The organism is Alteromonas infernus (genome assembly GCF_902705815.1).
This window is the reverse complement of record NZ_CACSIG010000084.1, coordinates 73898-95011: the sequence shown is the minus strand read 5'-3', so window position 1 is coordinate 95011 and position 21114 is coordinate 73898. Positions and strand designations below refer to the sequence as shown.

Genomic DNA, 21114 nt, shown 5'->3' with positions numbered 1-21114 from the left:
GATTGTTTCTTNACGGNTTNNCNNCNTTCGCTGGGCAAACAAAAAAGGGGCATCATTGATGCCCCTTCTTGTTTCTATAAAGCAGTTTTAATGAGTTTGATAAAGTACCTTACCGGTAGCAAAGGTTAACCTGACATTACCATTACTATCTTCATCACAGTAAATATTGTTATTCAAACTGGCTTCTCTTTCTGAGTCTGCCAGTAAGAAGTCAGACTCCCATATAAGTTCGCCTGAATGCATATCTAATGCGTACACTTTTGATTTAGCTTGGCTAGAATCATATTGCAGATCATCGGTTAAGTTAAACTCAGGGGAAATGACATATGTCACGCCGTGAGCTTTTATATCAGAAAACTCGCTACAATAGTCAAGGCGATTTGCTGATGTCATTCTGGAGATTTCAATGCTTGAATCAGAGTAAACAGAAACAAAGCTGTCATCAACAACGTTATAAATGTGATTGAAAAGAAGCGCTTGTGGGTTGGTGCTGTTAACGTTAATTCTCTCTCTAACCATGATGGATACAAAGGGGCTATCATCAACGTATGCGTTCACAATAGCTGGCTCATCGGAGATAAGATACACCTCTTGCTCCGTTGGATATTTAACTTTTCTAAAAACTTCAAAGCCTTCAGGTGTCTTTTGTAAAATAACGAGATGATCGTCAACAATCATCGCAATATAATTGTTTTCCTGCCAAGTATAACCACTCAGCCCTCTGATTCGTCCGCTTCCCTCAAGGCCCCATAAGGTTAGTTGCGCCACTTCCTCCATGCTGTCTTGTTCAACAATGAAGAGCTCTCTGTTCACTCTTACGAAGACATAGTCAACACCGGCCACGTTAACAAAATCAAATTCTGGAGGGCTACCATTCACATTAATCGCGTATTCTGACACTGCATTGCTGTTAAAACTTTTTCTCACTAACGTAGAGTCAAATACTTCCCAACCGTAAGTATCAAGAGATGTGGTCGACAAAGAAATAAAGGTAGGCTCTAGTTCAGCAGCCGCTTTTTCAGTGAATGAAGTACTTCTATCTTCATTTAAGCTAAATACCCCTTTCAAACTTCCTACCGCATAGCCATCTCTTGTGGCAGCAATGTTTCCCAAAACCTCATAATTGTCGACGTCTGAAATTAAATTTTCTACAACAGGGTCAGGTGTGCTGTTGGTAGCTACTGTAAGGGTGTGTTTGAGCCTTGTCGCATAATCGCGATTTCTCACTTCTATTTCAAAGTTAACGTCTAGCGGGTAGCCAAAATTAGGCACAAATGCTTTCCATTCAATGCTACCGTCATCGGTTATTTGCATATCTAACGGCGAGGTAACTAACCTAAATTCGAAGGGTCCGTTCCCCTGGGCATTTAATATCTCAATATTATTTGAATATATTTCACCCACCTGCAGGTTAGACGCTAAGCTCGCTAGCTCTATTTGTGGTTGGCTTTGTTTAACATAAACCGACACCGTCACAGGGTCTGACTCCACCTTCCCATCAAAAGCGATAACCTGAAGCTGATATTGACCTGACTGCGAAAAGCTTACGCGAGTATTGTTAAAGCCGTTATTTTGAAATGAGACGTTAGCACCTTCAGGGGCCGATAGAACGCTCCACTGAAAAGTAAGAAGGTCATCATCAATATCACTACTTTCGCTTGTGTCTAATAACATAAAAACGTTGCGGTCAGCTTCAAGTGACGTAGATGCCACATTAACAAGTGGCGCCGTATTTTCAGCATCTAAATAGTTTTGATTACCAATAAAAGAAAAAGGAATAACAAGTGTAGGCTCTTCAGCATTATTGATATCGCTGAAAAGGCCAACAGAGACAAGCCCTTCTTCTTTTTCTTTGATTATAAGTGTGCTTGAGCCCGTGATAGCGAGGGCAAGAGACGGTGAAGTGAATGAGCCAGGTTGCATAGTCGTAATATCAACGTAACCATAAGGAGAAATGTAGATTCTGCCTTCAGGCACTAGCACTGGGTTATTTTCGGAAATCGTCGTGTCGACATCTACGTCATCAATAAATACTGTAACACCTGATGACGCGTACGTAAGCAGCCCGTTTACGGTGGCTGACTCTGTGTATTGTTCACCAACAGATGCTTCAATCGTACCCTCGAAGGTTGCAACCATTCGTGAATTGTCGATGGTTAGGCTATCAAATGACAGGAGCCCCTCAAACGACTCGCCATTAGAAGACACAGACGATACAGACAACGCACCTTTACCATTGAAGGTATAAGGCCCCAAAGCGCAGTTTATGTATTCAACCTCAGAGGTATCATTTTTTAACTCGCCAACAATTAACTCTCCAGACTCACAGTCTACCCCTGTCGGTTGCTCGTGATCCGTTAACACTCGGTCAAAACGGGCATAAGGGAATTCGTCTGCATGCGCTAACATTACAGACGTATCTAAAGCCGACGTTACATAATAGGCAATATCATAAGCAGAAGTGCTGTCGACTACTGCTTCATTTTTAAGCCCATCATACTTGCTAAAAAGTCCGCTTGGAGGAGGGGTTGGATTGGTAGGTGTTACAGGGGTAGGTGAAGGGGATGAGGAATCTCCGCCTCCCCCTCCGCATGCTGATAATACCGATAAAGTGACGACGGCAACCGCACTATGTTTGATAAGGCTAACTATGCTGTTCATATTACACTCGTAATTATGAGCATGCTTTATAAGAACATCGGAAAAATAGAAGAGGCAATGCTTTAGAGAGGTAAACTTACTTAACTTTATCCAAAACGCGACAACTAAAACTATCCATGTTTTTAAACGGTAAGAATGCTCGATTTTTCTGCTGATTCAACACGAAAAGTTAAACATTAATCTTCGTCTTTTCAAGCCCTATTTCATTGATACCCTACAACGCCACTGGCAAATGCCCTGTCTTAACCCAGATGATTGTTTCTTCATCAACGTATGGATGATGCTGACTCATATGCGGGCTTCTTATCCATGTACCTTTGGGGTATTTACCATGCTCGTCTTTAAAGGTCCCCGACAGTACAAATATTTCTTCCCCACCGAAATGCTTGTGGGGCTTAAATACCTCGCCAACAGGCCACTTAACCAGCGCAACATGTTCATGCTCAAAGTTGTGAAGCGGCATCACCTCTAAACCGCCCTGCCCTTGCAGCCATTCTGCCGTATTCGTGTTCACTCTAACCTCAGCTAAATCGCGCTTATCAAACTGATTGAGTTTAACCAAGATCACACAGCCTTCGTTACTAAACGGGCTGTGTTTACTGCCCGGAGGATTTCGCAAATACGTGCCCGCCGGATAATCACCGTGCTCGTCAGAAAATACACCTTCTAATACGAGAATCTCCTCACCATAGGGATGGCTATGCTGTTTAAAGCTAGCGCCAGCGTCGTATTTCACCACACTCGTTGTATGGCCTGACTCCTTTGCTTCACGCTCTAACGGTTTACGCCATACCGTGGAAGATGGCGACGGCTGCCACTCTTGCTTCTGCGTATTAATAGCTAGGCGTTCATCAAAGTTCATATTTAACATTTAGGTCACCGATTGGTATTGGCGCGTTATCGCTCTTTTATTAAAGACCGCTACTCAGGTCTTAGCATTTCAAAGAAGTTTTCTTGAGAAATCGTATAGTAATCTCCCTTCCCTCCACCACGGCTCACCGGCGCGCTTTTAAGCGTGCTGTAAACGCCGTTTTCGATAAGCGATTTGTTAATATGGACGCCCACTACCTCGCCCATAATAAACCAGCTATTCACGTCATCGCCTGAGGCTGATTTTAGCTGTACCACATCAGTAAGCTTGCATTCCATGCTTACTTTGCTGTCTTTTACGCGTGGAACCTGCACTATTTCACTGTCTACAGTCTGAAGCCCTGCATGGTCGAACTCGCTCTCCTCTGGGGCCAGAGGCTTACTGGTTGTGTTCATCGCATTAACTAAATCTTCCGATACAAGATTCCAGCAAAACTCACCGGTTTCCTGTACGTTGATTAACGAATCTTTTTTGCTGCCTACCACTGAAAAACCAATAATCGGTGGCGTATAGTTTAGCGCGTTAAAAAAGCTGTAAGGCGCGAGATTAAGTATTCCGTCTTTCGATCTTGTCGAAATCCAACCAATAGGTCGCGGCGCAATGATGGCGTTAAACGGGTCATGTGCGAGACCGTGGCCGTTTTTAGGTTGGTAAAAATGCGTGTGTGACAAAACCATTCCTTAAAAAGTGTGATAGTGTAATTGATAGCTCTGATATGACTACGTCTCCTCCCGTTTTCAAGATTAATAAGGTAGTTTATGACTGCACGCAGTGTCGCATTTTCCAGAACCCGACTCACAGAACTTATGGTGCCCTCCTTCGCTAACTTTGGTGGCAAAGTACATGGCGGCGTCATTTTATCTTTAATGGACAAAGTGGCCTATTCCTGTGCAAGTAAGCATGCTGGCGCATATTGCGTAACCGTTACGGTTGATGGCGTAGAGTTCTTACAGCCCGTTGAGGTTGGCGATTTACTTCATCTAGATGCTACTGTCCACTATGTTGGGAATACATCGTTAGTGGTGGGCATTAAAGTAACAACGGAAAACATAAAAACCAACGAAGTGAAGCATACCAACAATAGCTTTTTTACTATGGTGGCCAAAGACGACAGCGGTACGCCGGTTTCTGTCCCTGAACTTGAACTCACAAACCATCATGAAATGCGCAATTTTGTAACCGCTATTCGCCGCAGTAAAATTCGCAAAGAAGCACAAGTTAAGCTTCAACGTGATTATGATGCTTTCATTCCTAAAGAAGACTTTGCGCTAGTTGATGCACGCCGATGTGTATTGACGTTCGATAGAGACAGCTAATCGGACTTGTTTCAGCCCCTGTTTCAAATGATAGCTGCATTAACCTTAGCTTCAGCACGAAAGATATAGGTTTGGTAAACGCAAGTGTTTCATACTGGCGCTAAACAAAAAAAGCAGGCCAAATAGGTCAGCCTGCCTTTTGTTTTTATCCGTGTTTTACCGCATTGTTAGAAGCGATACGCGACTTTGCCGTATACAAAACGGCCTGTGAAGCCGTAAGGCGAGAAGCCTGAGTATGAGAATAAACGAGAGAACGTAGTTACATCGTCTACCAAATCTCGGGTTGGCTCTGGGTATACATCGAATACATTGTTGGCACCTACCGATACGGTTAACCCTTCTGTCAACGCTATACGAACATCCAAGTCAGTGATCCATTCCGAAGGAAGAATTTCGTTGCGGGCTTCAATTGAAGAAGGATCTTCCACTTCACCATAGCGTGTGGTGCGAAGCGTAGTGGTGTAACGGTCGTAGTTCCATGTAACGCCCAAGTTTAACTTACTGTCTGGCGAGCTCGTTTCAAAACGACGAAGCTCAACATCGCTGAACAGGTTGTCTTGGTCAAAGCCTGCATTTTGAAGCACTTCAGGCGCATCAATTACGCTGGTTACTTCATTGTCGTTAAAGTTAGCACCTGCGTTAAAGTTAAACGCACCGTAATCTGCCGTGTTCAATGTATAGGTAGACACAATATCAACACCTTCGGTACGGGAATCTATGGCGTTTAAGAAGAAACGCGCCTGATTAGCACCCGTGCCTTCTAGTAGTGCTTCAATTGCTTCACCCGATAAGTTGTTAGACAGCACAATACGGTCATCAATATCGATGCGATAGAAATCTACCGTTAAGTTAAAGTCAGCCGTTGGGGAATATGTGAAGCCCGCGCTGTAGTTATCCGACTCTTCTGCATCTAAACCTGGGCTACCCAGCGCTTGTGCCACATCGCTTGAAGGTGCAAATGTCCCGGTTTCAGTTGGCTCGCCGTCAACAAATACGGTAGCAATTGAGGTGAAAAACTGCTGTTGAAGCGACGGTGCTCTAAAGCCTGTTGATACCGATGCGCGAAGTGCAAACGCATCGCTCAAGGTTACACGGTGCGACATCTTCCAGTTGAACGTGCTACCAAAATCAGAATAATCTTCATAACGACCGGCAACAGCAACGTTCCAGTTCTCTACCACATCAGCTTCCAAGTCTACATAGAAGCTATAGTTGTGACGGCTGTTGTCACCGGCCGACTCTGGTGTAAAACCAGGGAACACTTGAGAGCCAGCTGCACCAAACGGCCCGTCAACGGGGTCGGTCACAGCTCCGCCTGGACCGAAGGTACCTTGGATGTACGAGTTCTCTTCACCCGCTGTAATATCATAACCTTCGTGGCGATATTCTGCGCCCATTGCAAAGTTCATTTCGCTGTAAAACAGCCCTGTATCGACCAGACGAGATGCGTCTGCATTAATGATAGTCGTATCGTACTCAAGGGTACCCGCGTCAAACTCAGTCTGACTTGTTGGGCCAAGGGATGTATTTAGCGTGTTAACAACACCGTACTCTAGCTCGTTACCGCCGTGCGTAACTGATAGGTCATAATTCCATACATCGCCGTAGCCTTTAATTCCGGCGATAAGCGACATATCTGTGATGTCGGTCTGAATAGCAGGTAAGAAGCCGTCAGGGTAAATTTCAACAATGTTGCGCGAGTCTTGTGCACGGCGATAGAAACCACTGCCTAGCGAGTCACGGGTGCTGTAGCCTGCTGTAGTGTAAAACTCGACGCTATCGGTAAGTGCTTTACCGGCATTAATAAACAGCGCGTAGTCTTCTACCTCACCATTACCGTATACGTGGTTATAGCGATTTACTGTGAGTTCACGTGGGTCGAGGTTGCCGTCTGCATCACGAGCATAGTTTTCTCGCTGATCGTAGTCGGCACGATTTGCTTGGCCGCGGTCGCGATATTCACCTGAAACATTTACAAAGCCATCGTCGCCCCACTCAAAACCCACGTTTCCACGAAGGGTAAAGGTTTGGCCGTCGGTTACCTCTCGGTCACTTCCTTCGGTGAACGCTAGGTCGCCGTTTGCGTCAATACCAACACTTTCAAGGTTTGGCACGCCGTCCATTGTGGTGACGTTAGCACCGTAAGTTGCCGATACTTCACCGCCTTCAGCGGCGTCTTTCAATACGATATTAATTACGCCGGCGATAGCGTCAGAGCCGTACTGCGCTGCTGCACCGTCACGCAACACTTCAATTCGTTTGATAGCATTAGCTGGAATAGCGTTTAAATCTACCGCTGATGATCCGCGACCCACCGAGCCGTTTAGGTTAAGTAACGCAGATGTGTGACGACGCTTACCGTTAACCAGTACAAGGGTGTGATCGGGGGCTAAACCGCGAAGCTGAGCTGGGCGCACGTGGTCCGTACCATCGGTAACTGAAGGCTGCGGAAAGTTAAAGCTTGGCAGTAACTGGTTAAGGATCATGTTGGTTTCAGTTAAGCCTGTCGCCTCAATAGATGAAGCGTCGATAATATCGATAGGTACCGGGGAATCATTAACGGTACGCCCTACTCGACGTGAACCTACAATTTGGATTTGTTCAACATCCTGCTCATCGATAGCGGTTTGCTCTTGAGCAAAAGACGCGCTAGAAAAAGATATTCCGGCGATTGCAGAAGCAATTAAGGAAAGCTTAAAAACAGAAGCGTTAATTTTTGCCTGTTGCATTGTGATGTTCCTGAATTTTATGTGTTTACTTCAAGGAAGAGAATTTCGCGTATGGCAAGCGCTTTGGCGCGCACTTACCAAGTGCTTCTTCTTTCTCGTTTAATTTAGGGTTAATGCTAAACGCTTGTTTGAACTACAAGACTTATTTTTATAGACGTGAAACCAACGGGGTTTATGCGCTGAGTTAAGCACAAAATAGCGGGGCTATACAATACTAAAGTAGTAATAAAAGTGTAAATTCGACAATATGCAGAATCTAGAGGATGAGGAGGTATAAACTAACAAAACGGTTCGCTTAGCGCTTAAGTACCACATATTTAAATTGTGAGTGTAGCTCGACGGTAATTAAGGCTGGTGTTAATAGGAGCGACAAACAACTATTTGCCGCGCCTAATGAGTAGAGGCTCTGCCAAAAAGCTTACGCTTTTTTAAGCTTCTTTTTTAACTTTTTAAGCTTGCCTTCCTGCTTAGAGATTTTAGCTTTAGTTGCTTTGATTTCTTTTTTTAGCTCTTTTTTCTTAGCCATAATAACTATCCTTTCGATTTATTGTTCTTTCGTAGTGTTTTACTGCCAATAGCAGCACTTAGAGCCCATCGTGTTTTTCGATGAACTCGCGGATGAAGCGCCTAACTTCTCGAGCGGCAGACGTATCAAGCTCTTCGCAGAGTTCAATAAACTGAGCGCGCTCTTCATCGTTAATCCGAATAATCATTTGACTATTCTTTTTCTTCTTTTTGTTGTTTTTCTCAGACATGTAGCGCCCTTATAGGCCAAAACGACTTCATCCGTATAACTAATGTATAGCTTTTGTATATACAATTCAAGTGACCGCTGATCCCTTTGCTTAAGTTTGTCATAAAAAGGTCATAGAATATTAATTGCATTGACTTGTTCGATTGTCACAATTGAACGCGTTTACCAACAGATGATTAGAAGAAGTACCATGATTGATACACAGTCTTTCGCACACCTTTCATGTTTAATCGAAGGCATCGCACTTGTTAAACATTCAGAGAATCGCTCCAGCCAAGATTTGAAAACCCTTTTAGAGAGCCAGGGTTACGATGCAGCAATAGCGGCAAATACCGCTGAAGCACTTAGCGAACAGCTTCAATTAGCCTCATAAAAGAAAACGGAAGCCGAGGCTTCCGTTTTGCACATTTCGCTAATTGTCTGGTTCACATAAGTGAATTAAGTCTTACTTTGGCGACCATTCAAACTTTTTAAACGGCTCGTCTACTGGCGTTTCAGCTAGGTGATTCGTGTAGTTACTCATCACTTTTTGCGCCAATACCAAGATAATTTCTAACAGCTGTTTGTGCGCATACCCAGCATCATAGAATGCCTTAAGCTGAGTTTCTTCAACATTACCACGACCACGCGTTACCGCGAGTACGGTTTCTTTTAACGTGTTGAGTTTGCTATCTGAAAGAACTTCATCGTTACGGAGCTCCTCAATTAGCGTATCACTTACATTCATACTTTTTGCAATACCTGTATGCGCCGGTACACAGTAGTGACATGCATGTTCAACGTTAATTGACTGCCATACTACGGTAAGTTCATCTGCGCTGAACGATGTTTCTTGCGCTAGCTTGTGCAGTACTTGGTAGCCTTCTAGCAATGTAGGCGCCTCTGCCATGACGGCATGTAGGTTGGGCAGCATGCCAAATGCACTTACCGAGTTATCAATGAGTGGCTTTGCCGCCTCCGGTGCCGTGTCTTTCGTATGTAATGTAAAATCGCTCATATCACTCTCCTATTGATGTGACTAGAAACTTAAATAACCCTTCTGGTTACTCTTACCTCTTTGGTATGACATTAATAATAGGTTTACTTGAACGATCGTTCAAGCGATAATTGAACACATGTTCAAAGTATTCACGTATAAGGTATGCAGCAATGAAATATGACCACGATGAAATAATCGAAAAAGCGACCACACTTTTTTGGCAGCGAGGCTTTCAAGCTGCGGGTATGCGTGATATCCAACAGGCATTAGACATGCGCCCCGGTAGTATCTACGCGCGCTTTCAAAGTAAAGAAGGATTGTTCAAGCTTGTTGTGGAACGCTATGCAGAGAACAGCGCAAAGCGATTAAAGCAGGTGAAAGAAGCAGAATCGCCTTTAAATGCGCTTTATTGCTTTTTTGAAACAGCATTGACTGTGCCTAATGAGCAGCGCTATATGCGCCAATGCTTGCTAGTAAAGTCTATTGCAGAATTAGATATCATTGGTGATGTCGCCAAAAAAGCGGTGCTTGATAGTATGCAGACCCTTAAGGCTGGCTTTAGCGATATTATTGAAGCCTGTATCGAAAACGGTGAATTGCCTGCACATACGCCAACTACATTAGCTGCGGACTGGCTTCAAAATCAATTCGTGGGTTTGCGTGCGTTCGCCTTAATGCAAGACGAAAATAAAGCCACTATTCAAATGATCGACAAAGTAATGATCGACTTAAAAGGGCAATGGCCTCAAAAAACGCGTTAATGTGAATGACGGCTCAAAGGCGCTGAAACAGCGTATTTTCACAACGAGTGCTTTAAAAGCCGTTGCATAGAATATGGTTTAATCAAACATGCGACTTGGAATAACTCTCTTTAACCAAGCGAAAAGGTTATTATTGTTAGCTTTTGAATCAACTCGGGTTCGCTTAATTTCAACCCACTGTTCTTGTTCAATAATCACGTTACCATCAACAAAGGGGACGTATAATTGATCACCTTCAAAGTGGGTTCTAAACTCTAAGTAAAAGTCGCCGTGCAGCTCCTCAAGTAGGGCATCGGATTCCCCCAAACCGTCGGGCAGAAAATAATAAAACTGAGTAAGAATAAGCCTTCCTTCAGCGTTTAGCTGGTAACTGCCCGCATAGCCATCCCAACAGGCAGACATCACCTCAACCTTTTCGGGGTCAGGTGTACTCTTCAACTGATAAAAGTTTTTCTCACCTTCGTCGAATGGGTGCCCTTGCCAAATATAATAAAGGCTATAGCCTTTTAAACTAACCAACGGGCATTGATTAGAGAACCCTTGCGAGAATTGTACGGTCATTCCTTTGAACCTTTTTTAATTATGAGCTGGGTTAGCTTAAACAAGTGAAATGATTTTGTGCTTTTTCAAATCTAAGCAAAGGCTTTTAAGAGAACAACAAACGCAATAATTGCGCAATAAGCAGTATTCCCATCAACGGCCAAATCCACTTCGCCCATTTAGCCGCATCTTCACTACTTATACGCATTTTAGAGCGCTCTATTAGCGGTATAATTAATGCCAGTGCACCAAACAACACCGCCAGTAAAATTAATACTTCCATTATCGTAACCCTATCGCATATTTAAGCACTTGTTGTTTAGCAGGCTCGATGCGCTGCGCCACAGAAAGTAGCTGGTTTCTTACCCATTTAATGGGGGCAATATCGTTGCTAAACAAGGTATAAAACCCATCCATTGCGCTCATCATTACTACGTTATCTCGCTTTCGTGGCCTTTCATAGTCGTTGATAAGCATTTGCAAAAATAGGTTATCCTTTAGCGACAGCTCACCAGTGCTGTGGCTGGCATTAACCTTAGCGGTAACAGATAAAAACGCCTCTACGTCTTTGAAACCTAAATTCACGCCCTGCCCAGCCAATGGATTAATGGTGTGCGCTGCATCGCCAATTAACACACAGCAGCCTTTAACATAGTGTTTAGCATGAGAACGAGTAAGCGGAAAAACTGCTTTGTCTACAACAGAAAAGCTGTTGTCATTTTTAGTGAGTTCATCAGGAAAAGTGTTAAGAATTTCACTCTCAAGTTGGCTCGCTTTTAAACTTTTTATGCGTTTGAGTTCGTCGGGCGAGTCGTACCACACAAGCGAGGCATAGTTGTCGAACATAGGCAAAAACGCTTTTGGGCCGCTTGAGGTAAACTGCTGCCAGGTCACAGGCTCTACAGGCTTTTCCATTTTGATTGTGATACCCATTGCCTGTTGGGCATACTGCCAACCTGTGGTGCCAATACCGGCCGCCTTTCTTACCTGAGAGTTTGCTCCATCAGCACCAATAAGCCACTTAGCCTCTATCGTTCTGCCGCTAGAAAGTTTAACGGTAGCAGTATTGGCTAACAGAATGTCTTGCACCGTTTGGCCACTAATAAGCTCAACATTCTCATACTGTTTTAGTGCTTCGTGGCAACCTAGTTGCAACAATCGGTTTTCTACAAAGTAGCCAAGCTGGGGCATATCGATACTTTGTGCGGTGAAGTCTGTTCGATGCGCAGGGTCGTCCCACACGCTAAGGCCCGTATACGGCTTTACACGCATAGCGGCAATATGCTCCCAGGCGCCCAGTGCTTTTAAAAGCGTAACGGAAGCTTCGCTTATTGCCGATACCCGCAGGTCAGGTCCATCACCGTGGTGAAAAGGCTTAGGCAAGTGAGGCTCTATAACCACTACCTTGTAGTGCTGCTGTGCAAGGCCTAGCGCCAGCGCAGCCCCCACCATTCCACCGCCATTTATACAGAAATCGACCATTTACTCTCCTTAAAACACGCACTTGCATTATGTCGTAAAATACCAAGCCCTGTGAAGTAAAACGTCATACCGTTTAGAGGTAGATCATAGCGTTAGATCAAAAATTCACTAATCGTCGCAATACACTGGGAATATGCATACATAACAGGTAAAATATGCGGCTATTTTGAACATCTTCTTGTAACTGACATTGTTAGTTGTTTTTTGCGGGTTATTTTGATGTGCCCGATTAAGAACAGATGGGCAAATGCTTTGCCTTTACCCACGTAAAACTACATTCACTTACAAGAACACTAACAGGTTATCGAATAGTTGTTATGACTAAAAAGCTGTATATCAAAACCTGGGGCTGCCAAATGAACGAGTACGACTCGGAGAAAATGGCAGACTTACTAGACTCAACACACGGCTTTAGCGCTGCACAAAGTGCTGAAGAAGCCGACGTTATTTTGCTTAACACCTGCTCTATCCGCGAAAAAGCGCAGGAAAAAGTGTTTCATCAACTTGGCCGTTGGAAAACCCTCAAGCAAGATAAGCCAGAACTTATTATTGGTGTAGGTGGCTGTGTAGCCTCACAAGAAGGCGACACTATTCGTCAGCGCGCGCCATTCGTAGACTTGGTTTTCGGCCCGCAAACACTACACCGCTTGCCTGAGATGATTAACGAACTTAAAGGCGGCGCAAAGTCAGTGATTGACGTGAGCTTCCCTGAAATTGAAAAGTTTGATCGCCTGCCTGAGCCGCGCGCTGAAGGCCCAACCGCGTTCGTTTCAATTATGGAAGGCTGTTCAAAATACTGTACATTCTGCGTAGTACCTTACACCCGTGGTGAAGAAGTAAGCCGCCCTGTTGATGACGTATTGCTTGAAATTGCACAGCTTGCTGGCCAAGGCGTACGTGAAGTAAACCTTCTTGGTCAAAACGTAAATGCATACCGCGGTGAAAACTACGACGGTACGATTTGTCGTTTCTCTGAGTTACTTGAACTCGTTGCAGCTATCGACGGTATCGACCGCATTCGCTACACCACGTCGCACCCGGTTGAATTTACGGACGACATCATTGACGTATACGCCTCAATTCCAGAACTTGTTGACCACCTTCACCTACCGGTTCAAAGTGGCTCAGACCGCATATTGAACCTTATGAAGCGCGGTCATACTGCATTAGAATACAAATCTAAAATGCGTAAGCTGAAAAAGATTCGCCCGAACATTAGTTTGTCGAGCGACTTTATCATTGGGTTCCCTGGTGAAACCGATGCTGACTTTGAAGCCACCATGGATTTGATTCAGGCCGTAGATTACGATCTTAGCTTCAGCTTCATTTATAGTGCCCGCCCTGGTACACCAGCGGCTGATGCTATCGACGATGTAACGGAAGAGATCAAAAAGCAGCGTCTTCACCTTCTACAGCAGCGTATTACGCAACAAGCATTGCGCATTGCTCGTCACATGGTAGGTACAGAGCAGCGTATTCTGGTTGAAGGTCCGTCAAAGAAAAACCCAATGGAGCTTTCTGGACGTACTGAAAATAACCGGGTGGTAAACTTTGAAGGCACACCTGACATGATTGGCGAATTCGTTGATGTAAACATCACCGACGTATTTACCAACTCACTACGTGGTGAAGTTGTGCGCAGAGAGAGTGAGATGGGCTTGCGTGTTGCCGTTTCGCCCCAATCTATTATGGCAAAGCATCAGGCAGATATGCCCGATGAGCTTGGCGTGGGTCAATTTAGCCCAGCCTAAATACATTTAAAGCGAGGATAAAAGTAGCTTGAGTACATTGGTTAGTAACGAATTTGATTTAGAACCGTCAGATAGTAAGCGTTTGGCGAGTTTGTGTGGCCCCTTTGACGATAACATCAAACAGATAGAGCGCAGGCTAGGCGTAGAAATTACCTACCGAAATAACGCGTTCAAGGTGTTGGGTGAACCGCAGCAAATAAAAAGTGCTAGTGAATTACTTAAGCTTCTTTATATAGAAACACAGCCGATTAAAGGCCGTATTCCAGAGCTTGAAGCAGAACAAGTTCACTTAGCCATTCAAGAAGCCCGGGTTATTGAGAAAGACGCAACCGGTGGCTATGGCAAAGAAGTGAATATCAAAACTAAGCGCGGCGTGATTAAGCCGCGCAACCCCAACCAGGCGCAATACGTGGCGAACATTGTTAACCACGACATTACCTTTGGTATTGGCCCTGCGGGTACAGGTAAAACCTATCTCGCAGTAGCTGCGGCAGTAGACGCGCTAGAACGCCAAGAGATACGCCGCATATTGCTTACCCGCCCTGCGGTGGAAGCTGGTGAAAAATTAGGTTTCTTACCCGGCGATTTATCGCAAAAGGTCGACCCGTACTTACGCCCTCTTTACGACGCCCTATTTGAAATGCTGGGCTTCGAGAAAGTTGAAAAGCTTATGGAGCGCAATGTAATTGAAGTGGCTCCGCTGGCTTACATGCGTGGCCGTACACTTAACGATGCCTTTATTATTCTGGATGAAAGCCAAAACACCACGGTAGAGCAAATGAAAATGTTCTTAACCCGTATCGGCTTTAATTCGAAAGCGGTGATCACCGGTGACATCACACAGGTAGATTTACCTCGTGGCGCGAAATCAGGCCTGCGCCATGCCATCGAAGTATTAAGCGAAGTGAACGATATATCGTTCAATTTCTTTCATGCAGAGGACGTGGTACGACACCCTGTAGTTGCTCGCATTGTGCGTGCTTACGAGGTTCACGACGCGGAACAAGAGCGTCTTCGCAAAGCGCGTAAAGAGGAAGCTTTGCAACTTCAGCGTGAGCAAACCGCCCAAGACGCGCAAGCTAATGCGTCTGCGCAGTCAGCGCAAAACCAGTCTAACGCGTCGCCCGCAAAAGGCGATAGCGCATCGTGACCGCTATTATTGATGTACAACAAGCATTCGAAGGTGAAGAGGTCATTTCAATTGACATCCCTTCGCCTGCAGAGCTTGAGTTATGGGCCAATGCTGTTCTTAAGTACGAAGGTTTAAGTGATCAAGAAGTCACTATTCGCTTTACCGATGAAGCGGAAAGCCAAAGCTTGAACAGTGAATATCGCGGTAAACACAAACCTACTAATGTATTATCTTTTCCTTTTGAAGCGCCGCCAGGTATTGAAGTTAACCTGCTTGGCGATTTAGTTATTTGTGCGCCCGTTATCAGCCGTGAAGCTGAAGAGCAGGATAAGCAAGTAAGCGATCACTACGCACATATGACAGTCCACGGCCTCTTGCATTTAATGGGATATGACCATATAGACGATGCAGAAGCCGAGGAAATGGAAGGTAAAGAGATTGATATTCTTGCCCAATTAGGCATTGATAACCCCTACGACGCTGACGAGTAAAAGTCATCACAAACCATTGTTATATATAGCATTTAACACTTAATAACAATAAAACATTGACGCCCAGCACGAACCATTTTAACGTTGGCGTTGAACTAACAATTAAACGGACATTATGAGCGACGATAATCCTCACTCTACCAACGGCTCATCAGGCAAGAGTTGGTTAGATAAACTAAAAAATTCGATTTCTGGCGAGCCGAGAAGTAAAGAAGAGTTAGTATCGGTTATTACCGATGCTGAACAGAATGACATCATAGACCCACAAACCCGTGAAATGATTGAAGGGGTAATTGGGGTAAATGAAATGCGAGTAAGGGATATCATGATCCCTCGCGCTCAAATGACCACCATAGATGTTGAGAAGAAGGTAGAAGAATTCCTGCCTCTCATGCTTGAATCTGCCCACTCCCGTTTTCCTGTTATTAGTGAAGATAAAGACCACATCGAAGGTATTTTGCTTGCAAAAGACCTGCTTGCGTTCGCTTTTAATGCAGAAAAAGAATTTAACCTGAAAGATATTTTACGCCCTGCGGTCATTGTCCCTGAGAGTAAACGGGTTGACGTACTGCTAAAAGAATTTCGTCAACAGCGCTACCACATGGCCATTGTTGTCGATGAATACGGCGGCGTATCGGGTCTTGTCACCATTGAAGATATTCTAGAGATTATCGTGGGTGAAATTGAAGACGAATACGATACCGAAGAAGACGGCACCGACGATATTCGCCCGCTGAATAAGTCGACCTATTCCGTTAAAGCGCTTACCCCGGTAGACGACTTCAACGAATTTTTTGAAACCAAGTTCAGTGAAGAAGAAGCGGATACCATTGGCGGAATAGTACTTAAAGCGTTTGGCCATATGCCTGAAACCAACGACGAGATAACCATTGGCGATATTCAATTCAAAGTCACCAACTCGGACAAACGTCGGCTTATTCAGCTCAAAGTGTCTGTGCCTTCACTTGAGTAATGCAGTAACTTAGCAAGCGCCTTTTTCCTTGGGCGAAATAAAGCATGACGCTTTCGCCCTAGGTTAATTATAACAACCTTAATAACCACCATCAGATCACACCTATGCTGAAACGGTTTTTCCCCCATCTCCTTCTTATTTTAAGCGGCGCCAGCTTAACGCTAGCTTTTGCACCTTTTAACATGTGGCTGTTAACTATTCCTGCACTCGCGCTGGCGATACGACAGGTGATTAAGCTCAAACATCGCCCGTTTTTTGCCGGATGGCTATTTGGTGCGGGCTGGTTCGGCGCAGGCATTAGTTGGGTACACGTCAGTATTGCCGACTTTGGTGGATTACCTCTTATCGGTTCCATTGCCTTAATGGCATTACTTTGTGGTTACTTAGCGCTATATCCAGCGCTTGCCACTAAACTCACCGCCAAGCTTTTTTCGCCCCAATTATGGCCCATGGCACTGCCTTTTTTCTGGGTTGTGGCCGAGTGGTTGCGAAGTTGGATGCTAAGTGGCTTTCCGTGGTTATCTTTAGGCTATAGCCAGCTAGAAAGCCCACTGTCTGGCTTTGCCCCTGTTATTGGTGAAACAGGAATAAGCGCGCTTATCGTTATTAGCGCTACCCTATTTGCGCTGATTCACAATAGGCGAACTTTCGCCAACGCAGTGCTGGTTGCGCTGTGCTTATTTACCAGCGGCTATCTGCTTAAACAGCATACCTGGGTTACGCCAGAAAAGACCTACTCGGTAGGCATGGCCCAAGGCAATATTGCACAAAGTTTACGGTGGGTACCTGAGCAAGATGGCCCTACCATGGATACCTATTGGAAGCTAACCGAAAGCTTATGGGATAACGACCTGATTATTTGGCCAGAGGCGGCGGTTCCCAAGCTTGAACCATTGGCGCAACCCTATCTTGCCAAGGTTAATGAACGAGCCTTTACAGAAAACACCGCTCTTATAACTGGTATTGTTAACTATAACTGGGAAACTGACGAGGCGTGGAACAACCTTATTGTGCTTGGTAAACGCACGCCAGATGCTACGTCCCCTGAGTATCAATATTTTCACAGTAACCGTTTTTCAAAGCACCACCTTTTGCCTGTAGGTGAGTTTGTGCCTTTTGAAGATTGGCTTCGCCCCCTTGCCCCCCTATTCGACTTGCCCATGTCGTCATTCTCCCGCGGTGATTATCAGCAAGCCAACTTAGAAGCTAATGGTATTCATCTGGCACCCGCTATCTGTTTTGAAATTGCGTTTCCCCATCAAGTAATGGCAAACGTATATGAAGATACCGACATGATCATTACAGTAAGTAATGATGCGTGGTTTGGACATTCTCACGGCCCTGCTCAGCATTTGCAGATTGCGCAAATGCGTGCCCTTGAATTAGGCCGCCCTGTTGTTAGGGCTACAAATAACGGCATTACCGCCTTTATAGACCACAAAGGCGAAGTGACAACGCGCTTGCCTCAATTCACGGCAGGTAACATTTCAGCGCCTGTTGTCGCAACTCGCGGGTTTACACCGTACTACCATCTACAGGAATTAGGTGTTTGGCTATTAACGTTATTTCTTTTAGCGTCTGCGATAACACTTAAGAGAGCCGATATCAACCGCAACTAGGCCTATAGAGCACAATCTGAAAGGTGTTTTGGAAAGTTAAAAAATATCGGCTACAGCATTTACTGTTCTGGAGTGGAGAACTGGTATTTATGGGGCAAAGCTGCTCTTAAAAAACGATTCGGTGTAGTTAAACGTAAGTTTTTACCTAGTTACTCCGACGGCCGACTGCTCACCGACATTCTTGAAACCGTATCCATACTTTCGTGTAATACGCGCACTATGAAGATGTTTGAGCCACTTACCTCATAGGCTATCAAGTGATTTTTTATTGGCATAAGTCTGAACGGAGCAACATTTTTATCTTGATATTCTGGGTAGCGGTAAGGGTTTGAGGAAAGTAAAGAAATTGCATCATACAGGCCATCTAAGTACCTGTCGGCTAATGACTCGCCCCATACTTTGTGGCCATAAAGCCAGATATCGATTAAATCCTCTTTTGCAAGATTCGATATCGTAATATGCATCAATTATCAACTCGTTCCTTGGCCTCATTTTTTATTGCTTCTATGTCTAAAGTACCAGCTCTGCCACTTTTCCTTCCTTCTTGGACGGCCGAAACTAGCGCTTGACGTTTAAGCGCTGCGTATTCTCTACTGGACAGTAATACACCTTGCTCTTTACCGTTTCTGGTAATTGAGACTGGCTCAGATTGCACACTCATTAGCAGCTCTCCGAATGAATTTTTAGCTTCAGTTGCTGAAATGACTTTCATAGACCTGTTCCCCACTTGATATGTGATACTTCCAAAATAGCTAATCTAGCTATTTTGTTCAATAAACTCTTTCAATCGTGCCGAAATGACTAAATCAAAAAGCGTTGGTTGGAGCTTTACTTTTGGAAAAACGGCGCCTTACATTTGACGCCGCTCTCGTTTAATGTATGTGGATTAGACGCTAAATTTTATTAATTACCTGCCGCCTGAATAGCAGTAAGGGCAATGGTAAATACAATATCATCCACCAACGCACCGCGACTTAAGTCGTTGACTGGCTTTCTCATGCCTTGCAGCATAGGGCCAATACACACTAAGTCGAAGCTGCGCTGCACCGCTTTATAAGTAGTGTTTCCGGTATTGAGGTCAGGGAACACAAACACGTTTGCTTTACCCGCAACCGGGCTGTTTGGTGCTTTGCTCTTACCTACGCTCTCGATTGCTGCTGCATCATATTGTAGCGGGCCATCGATGAGTAAATCAGGGCGTAATTCTTGTGCAATTTTAGTTGCCTCGCGCACTTTCTCTACGTCACTACCTGCACCTGACGAGCCTGTACTGTAGCTTATCATTGCCACACGTGGCTCAATACCAAACATCTGTGCAGATTCTGCAGATTGAATAGCAATGTCGGCCAGTTGCTGCGCGTTAGGGTCTGGGTTTATCGCACAGTCGCCATATACCAATACTTGATCAGGCAACAGCATGAAAAATACCGACGATACCAAAGATGCATTCTCTGCCGTTTTAATAAGCTGTAGCGCTGGACGAATGGTATTGGCGGTGGTATTAACTGCACCAGAGACTAGCCCGTCAACGTCGCCTTGCTGAAGCATCATAGTGCCCAACGTAACGTTGTCATCCAGTAGCTCTTTTGCTACCACTTCAGTCACACCTTTGTGGCCGCGCAGAGCCACTAAGCCTTCAACGTAGTCATCTTTTATCTCACTCGGAGAAACAATTTCTACGCCATCGCTCAATACTACCCCTTGCTGCTCTGCAACACGGCGAATTTCTGTCTCATCGCCAATGAGTACCGGTCGCGCCAAACCGCGCTTTGCACAAATTGATGCCGCAACTACCGTCCTTGGCTCACAGCCTTCAGGCAGCACTACGCGCTTGTTAACTTGTCTTGCGCGGTTAGTCAGATAAAAACGAAACGCAGAAGGCGATAGCTTTTTCTGGCGCGATACTTTTTGCGTAAGCGAATTTACCCAGCTTGCATCTAAACTTTCAGCGGTATGCACCATCACTTTTTCAATACGCTGGCTGTCGTCAACCGGCACTTCCTGATTGAAAGCATGCAGTGATTGAGCCGTTTGCCATGTATTCGAATTTACCAACATAACGGGTAACCCCGTTTCCATCGCTTGGCTGCACAGTGCCATAATGTTTTCATCTGGTTGATAACCACCAGTTAAAAGCAGTGCACCTAATTTAGTACCGTTTAACGCAGCTAAACAACACGACACAAAAACATCGCCGCGATCACCAGACATTACAAGTAGCGCGCCGGGTTTTAACGTATGCGTCATGTTGTGAATTTCTCGCGCGCAAAAGGTTACACTGCTTAAGCGACGCTCGGACAATTCACCCTCATTTAACAAGGTAGCATTGAGGTGTTTAGCGACATCGGTAGCACGAGGAGAGACTAAGTCAGCACTCCAATCAATGGTACCAAGTAAGCTTAAGCCTTTTTTGAAAATAGGTAATTCGCGAAGGGCCTGCGTACGCGCTTCGTCATGTTCAGGGGCCTCTATAGCACCAATATCGGCGCGCAGTCGACCGTGTTCATCAAATGGCGCGTTGACCTTGTTGAAAATACAGCCTACTACTTTTTGGCTTTTATGACCGCCGTAGGTATCTACTACAATTTCAAGTCGGTGGTTAATATCAGTTGTTGAATCGTTACCTGGCACGGCAACAAAAACAATATCTGCATCTAACGCACGGCTTATTTCTAAATTCAATCGTTCAGCGTAAGGGTGGTGGCGAGTGGTCACTAACCCTTCGATAACGGTAACAGCGTCTTGTACGCTTTTCTCTTCAAAGCGTTCGATAATTTCTTCAAGTAGTTCATCGGTGCTGTCGTTGCTGATCATGCGCTCAACATAGTCGAGTTCAAACGGCGTTATCGGCGATACGCTAGCGTGATGGGCTATGATTGCGGTGGAGCGTTCTTCACCGTTATCACCGCGGCGCGGTTGCGCTACGGGCTTGAAAAAATTTAGTTTTATACCTTGTTCTTCTATAGCGCGAACAAGGCCCATGCTGACCGTTGTTAGGCCCACACTGGTGCCAACTGGGATCAACATAATTCTGCGAGACATATATACTCCTGCT

20 protein-coding genes are annotated in these 21114 nt (G+C 45.0%); 8 read left to right on the top strand and 12 right to left on the bottom strand.

The annotated features are described in order from the left end of the window. Positions 1-87 precede the first annotated feature (87 nt). The 3 genes from ACX5J7_RS19370 to ACX5J7_RS19360 form a co-directional block, all read right to left on the bottom strand. Positions 88-2661 carry a hypothetical protein gene (locus ACX5J7_RS19370; protein WP_498707921.1) on the bottom strand — a complete coding sequence of 858 codons (2574 nt, stop codon included), beginning with the start codon at positions 2659-2661 and terminating at the stop codon, positions 88-90. 214 nt (positions 2662-2875) lie between these two features. After that, positions 2876-3532 (bottom strand): cupin domain-containing protein, encoded by a 657-nt coding sequence (locus tag ACX5J7_RS19365; protein ID WP_157315850.1) that lies wholly within the window; start codon positions 3530-3532, stop codon positions 2876-2878. A gap of 50 nt (positions 3533-3582) precedes the next feature. Next, positions 3583-4203: a flavin reductase family protein gene (locus ACX5J7_RS19360; protein WP_498707920.1), complete on the bottom strand. Its 621-nt coding sequence runs from the start codon at positions 4201-4203 to the stop codon at positions 3583-3585. A gap of 87 nt (positions 4204-4290) precedes the next feature. On the opposite strand from ACX5J7_RS19360, the gene ACX5J7_RS19355 reads away from it, so the two are divergent. Then, the gene (locus tag ACX5J7_RS19355) at positions 4291-4848 is read left to right on the top strand and encodes an acyl-CoA thioesterase (RefSeq protein WP_498707919.1); all 558 of its coding nucleotides are present in this window, start codon (positions 4291-4293) and stop codon (positions 4846-4848) included. Between the two features lie 167 nt (positions 4849-5015). Here the strand turns inward: ACX5J7_RS19355 and ACX5J7_RS19350 are convergent, their stop codons facing one another. Further along, positions 5016-7577: a TonB-dependent receptor plug domain-containing protein gene (locus ACX5J7_RS19350; RefSeq protein WP_498707918.1), complete on the bottom strand. Its 2562-nt coding sequence runs from the start codon at positions 7575-7577 to the stop codon at positions 5016-5018. Between the two features lie 584 nt (positions 7578-8161). After that, positions 8162-8332 carry a hypothetical protein gene (locus tag ACX5J7_RS19345; RefSeq protein ID WP_333969822.1) on the bottom strand — a complete coding sequence of 57 codons (171 nt, stop codon included), beginning with the start codon at positions 8330-8332 and terminating at the stop codon, positions 8162-8164. 189 nt (positions 8333-8521) lie between these two features. Here ACX5J7_RS19345 and ACX5J7_RS19340 point away from each other — a divergent pair, with 189 nt between their 5' ends. After that, complete coding sequence (locus ACX5J7_RS19340; RefSeq protein WP_012517921.1) at positions 8522-8704, top strand: hypothetical protein; 183 nt, start codon at positions 8522-8524, stop codon at positions 8702-8704. A gap of 72 nt (positions 8705-8776) precedes the next feature. Here the strand turns inward: ACX5J7_RS19340 and ACX5J7_RS19335 are convergent, their stop codons facing one another. After that, complete coding sequence (locus ACX5J7_RS19335) at positions 8777-9328, bottom strand: carboxymuconolactone decarboxylase family protein (protein WP_015066810.1); 552 nt, start codon at positions 9326-9328, stop codon at positions 8777-8779. Positions 9329-9480: 152 nt separating this feature from the next. On the opposite strand from ACX5J7_RS19335, the gene ACX5J7_RS19330 reads away from it, so the two are divergent. Continuing rightward, entirely contained in the window at positions 9481-10071 is a 591-nt protein-coding gene (locus ACX5J7_RS19330) for a TetR/AcrR family transcriptional regulator (protein ID WP_015066809.1), read from the top strand. Between the two features lie 78 nt (positions 10072-10149). Here the strand turns inward: ACX5J7_RS19330 and ACX5J7_RS19325 are convergent, their stop codons facing one another. The 3 genes from ACX5J7_RS19325 to ACX5J7_RS19315 form a co-directional block, all read right to left on the bottom strand. Further along, the gene (locus tag ACX5J7_RS19325) at positions 10150-10632 is read right to left on the bottom strand and encodes a hypothetical protein (protein WP_015066808.1); all 483 of its coding nucleotides are present in this window, start codon (positions 10630-10632) and stop codon (positions 10150-10152) included. An 85-nt stretch (positions 10633-10717) separates the two neighbouring features. After that, entirely contained in the window at positions 10718-10894 is a 177-nt protein-coding gene (locus ACX5J7_RS19320; RefSeq protein ID WP_012517917.1) for a hypothetical protein, read from the bottom strand. Next, positions 10894-12093 carry an FAD-dependent monooxygenase gene (locus ACX5J7_RS19315; protein ID WP_498707915.1) on the bottom strand — a complete coding sequence of 400 codons (1200 nt, stop codon included), beginning with the start codon at positions 12091-12093 and terminating at the stop codon, positions 10894-10896. The genes ACX5J7_RS19320 and ACX5J7_RS19315 overlap by 1 nt, the downstream gene beginning before the upstream one ends. Positions 12094-12410: 317 nt before the next feature. Here ACX5J7_RS19315 and miaB point away from each other — a divergent pair, with 317 nt between their 5' ends. The 5 genes from miaB to lnt all read left to right on the top strand — a co-directional run bounded on the left by miaB (position 12411) and on the right by lnt (position 18059). Beyond that, a complete protein-coding gene (miaB, locus tag ACX5J7_RS19310) occupies positions 12411-13844 on the top strand; it encodes a tRNA (N6-isopentenyl adenosine(37)-C2)-methylthiotransferase MiaB (RefSeq protein WP_498707913.1) in 1434 nt (477 codons plus the stop codon). Positions 13845-13872: 28 nt separating this feature from the next. Continuing rightward, positions 13873-14994, top strand: a complete 1122-nt coding sequence (locus tag ACX5J7_RS19305) for a PhoH family protein (protein WP_015066805.1) — start codon at positions 13873-13875, stop codon at positions 14992-14994. Then, complete coding sequence (ybeY, locus tag ACX5J7_RS19300) at positions 14991-15467, top strand: rRNA maturation RNase YbeY (RefSeq protein WP_015066804.1); 477 nt, start codon at positions 14991-14993, stop codon at positions 15465-15467. The genes ACX5J7_RS19305 and ybeY overlap by 4 nt, the downstream gene beginning before the upstream one ends. Positions 15468-15582: 115 nt before the next feature. Then, entirely contained in the window at positions 15583-16440 is an 858-nt protein-coding gene (gene corC, locus ACX5J7_RS19295; protein WP_012517912.1) for a CNNM family magnesium/cobalt transport protein CorC, read from the top strand. A 104-nt stretch (positions 16441-16544) separates the two neighbouring features. Continuing rightward, positions 16545-18059 (top strand): apolipoprotein N-acyltransferase, encoded by a 1515-nt coding sequence (lnt, locus tag ACX5J7_RS19290; RefSeq protein ID WP_498707912.1) that lies wholly within the window; start codon positions 16545-16547, stop codon positions 18057-18059. Positions 18060-18208: 149 nt separating this feature from the next. Here lnt and ACX5J7_RS19285 read toward each other — a convergent pair whose 3' ends face one another. The 3 genes from ACX5J7_RS19285 to pta all read right to left on the bottom strand — a co-directional run bounded on the left by ACX5J7_RS19285 (position 18209) and on the right by pta (position 21101). Continuing rightward, positions 18209-18523, bottom strand: a complete 315-nt coding sequence (locus tag ACX5J7_RS19285) for a type II toxin-antitoxin system RelE/ParE family toxin (RefSeq protein WP_273016646.1) — start codon at positions 18521-18523, stop codon at positions 18209-18211. After that, positions 18523-18771, bottom strand: a complete 249-nt coding sequence (locus ACX5J7_RS19280) for a type II toxin-antitoxin system Phd/YefM family antitoxin (protein ID WP_015066801.1) — start codon at positions 18769-18771, stop codon at positions 18523-18525. The genes ACX5J7_RS19285 and ACX5J7_RS19280 overlap by 1 nt, the downstream gene beginning before the upstream one ends. A gap of 191 nt (positions 18772-18962) precedes the next feature. After that, on the bottom strand, positions 18963-21101 hold the full coding sequence (gene pta / locus ACX5J7_RS19275; protein ID WP_012517909.1) for a phosphate acetyltransferase: 2139 nt from the start codon (positions 21099-21101) through the stop codon (positions 18963-18965). Between the last annotated feature and the right edge of the window lie 13 nt (positions 21102-21114).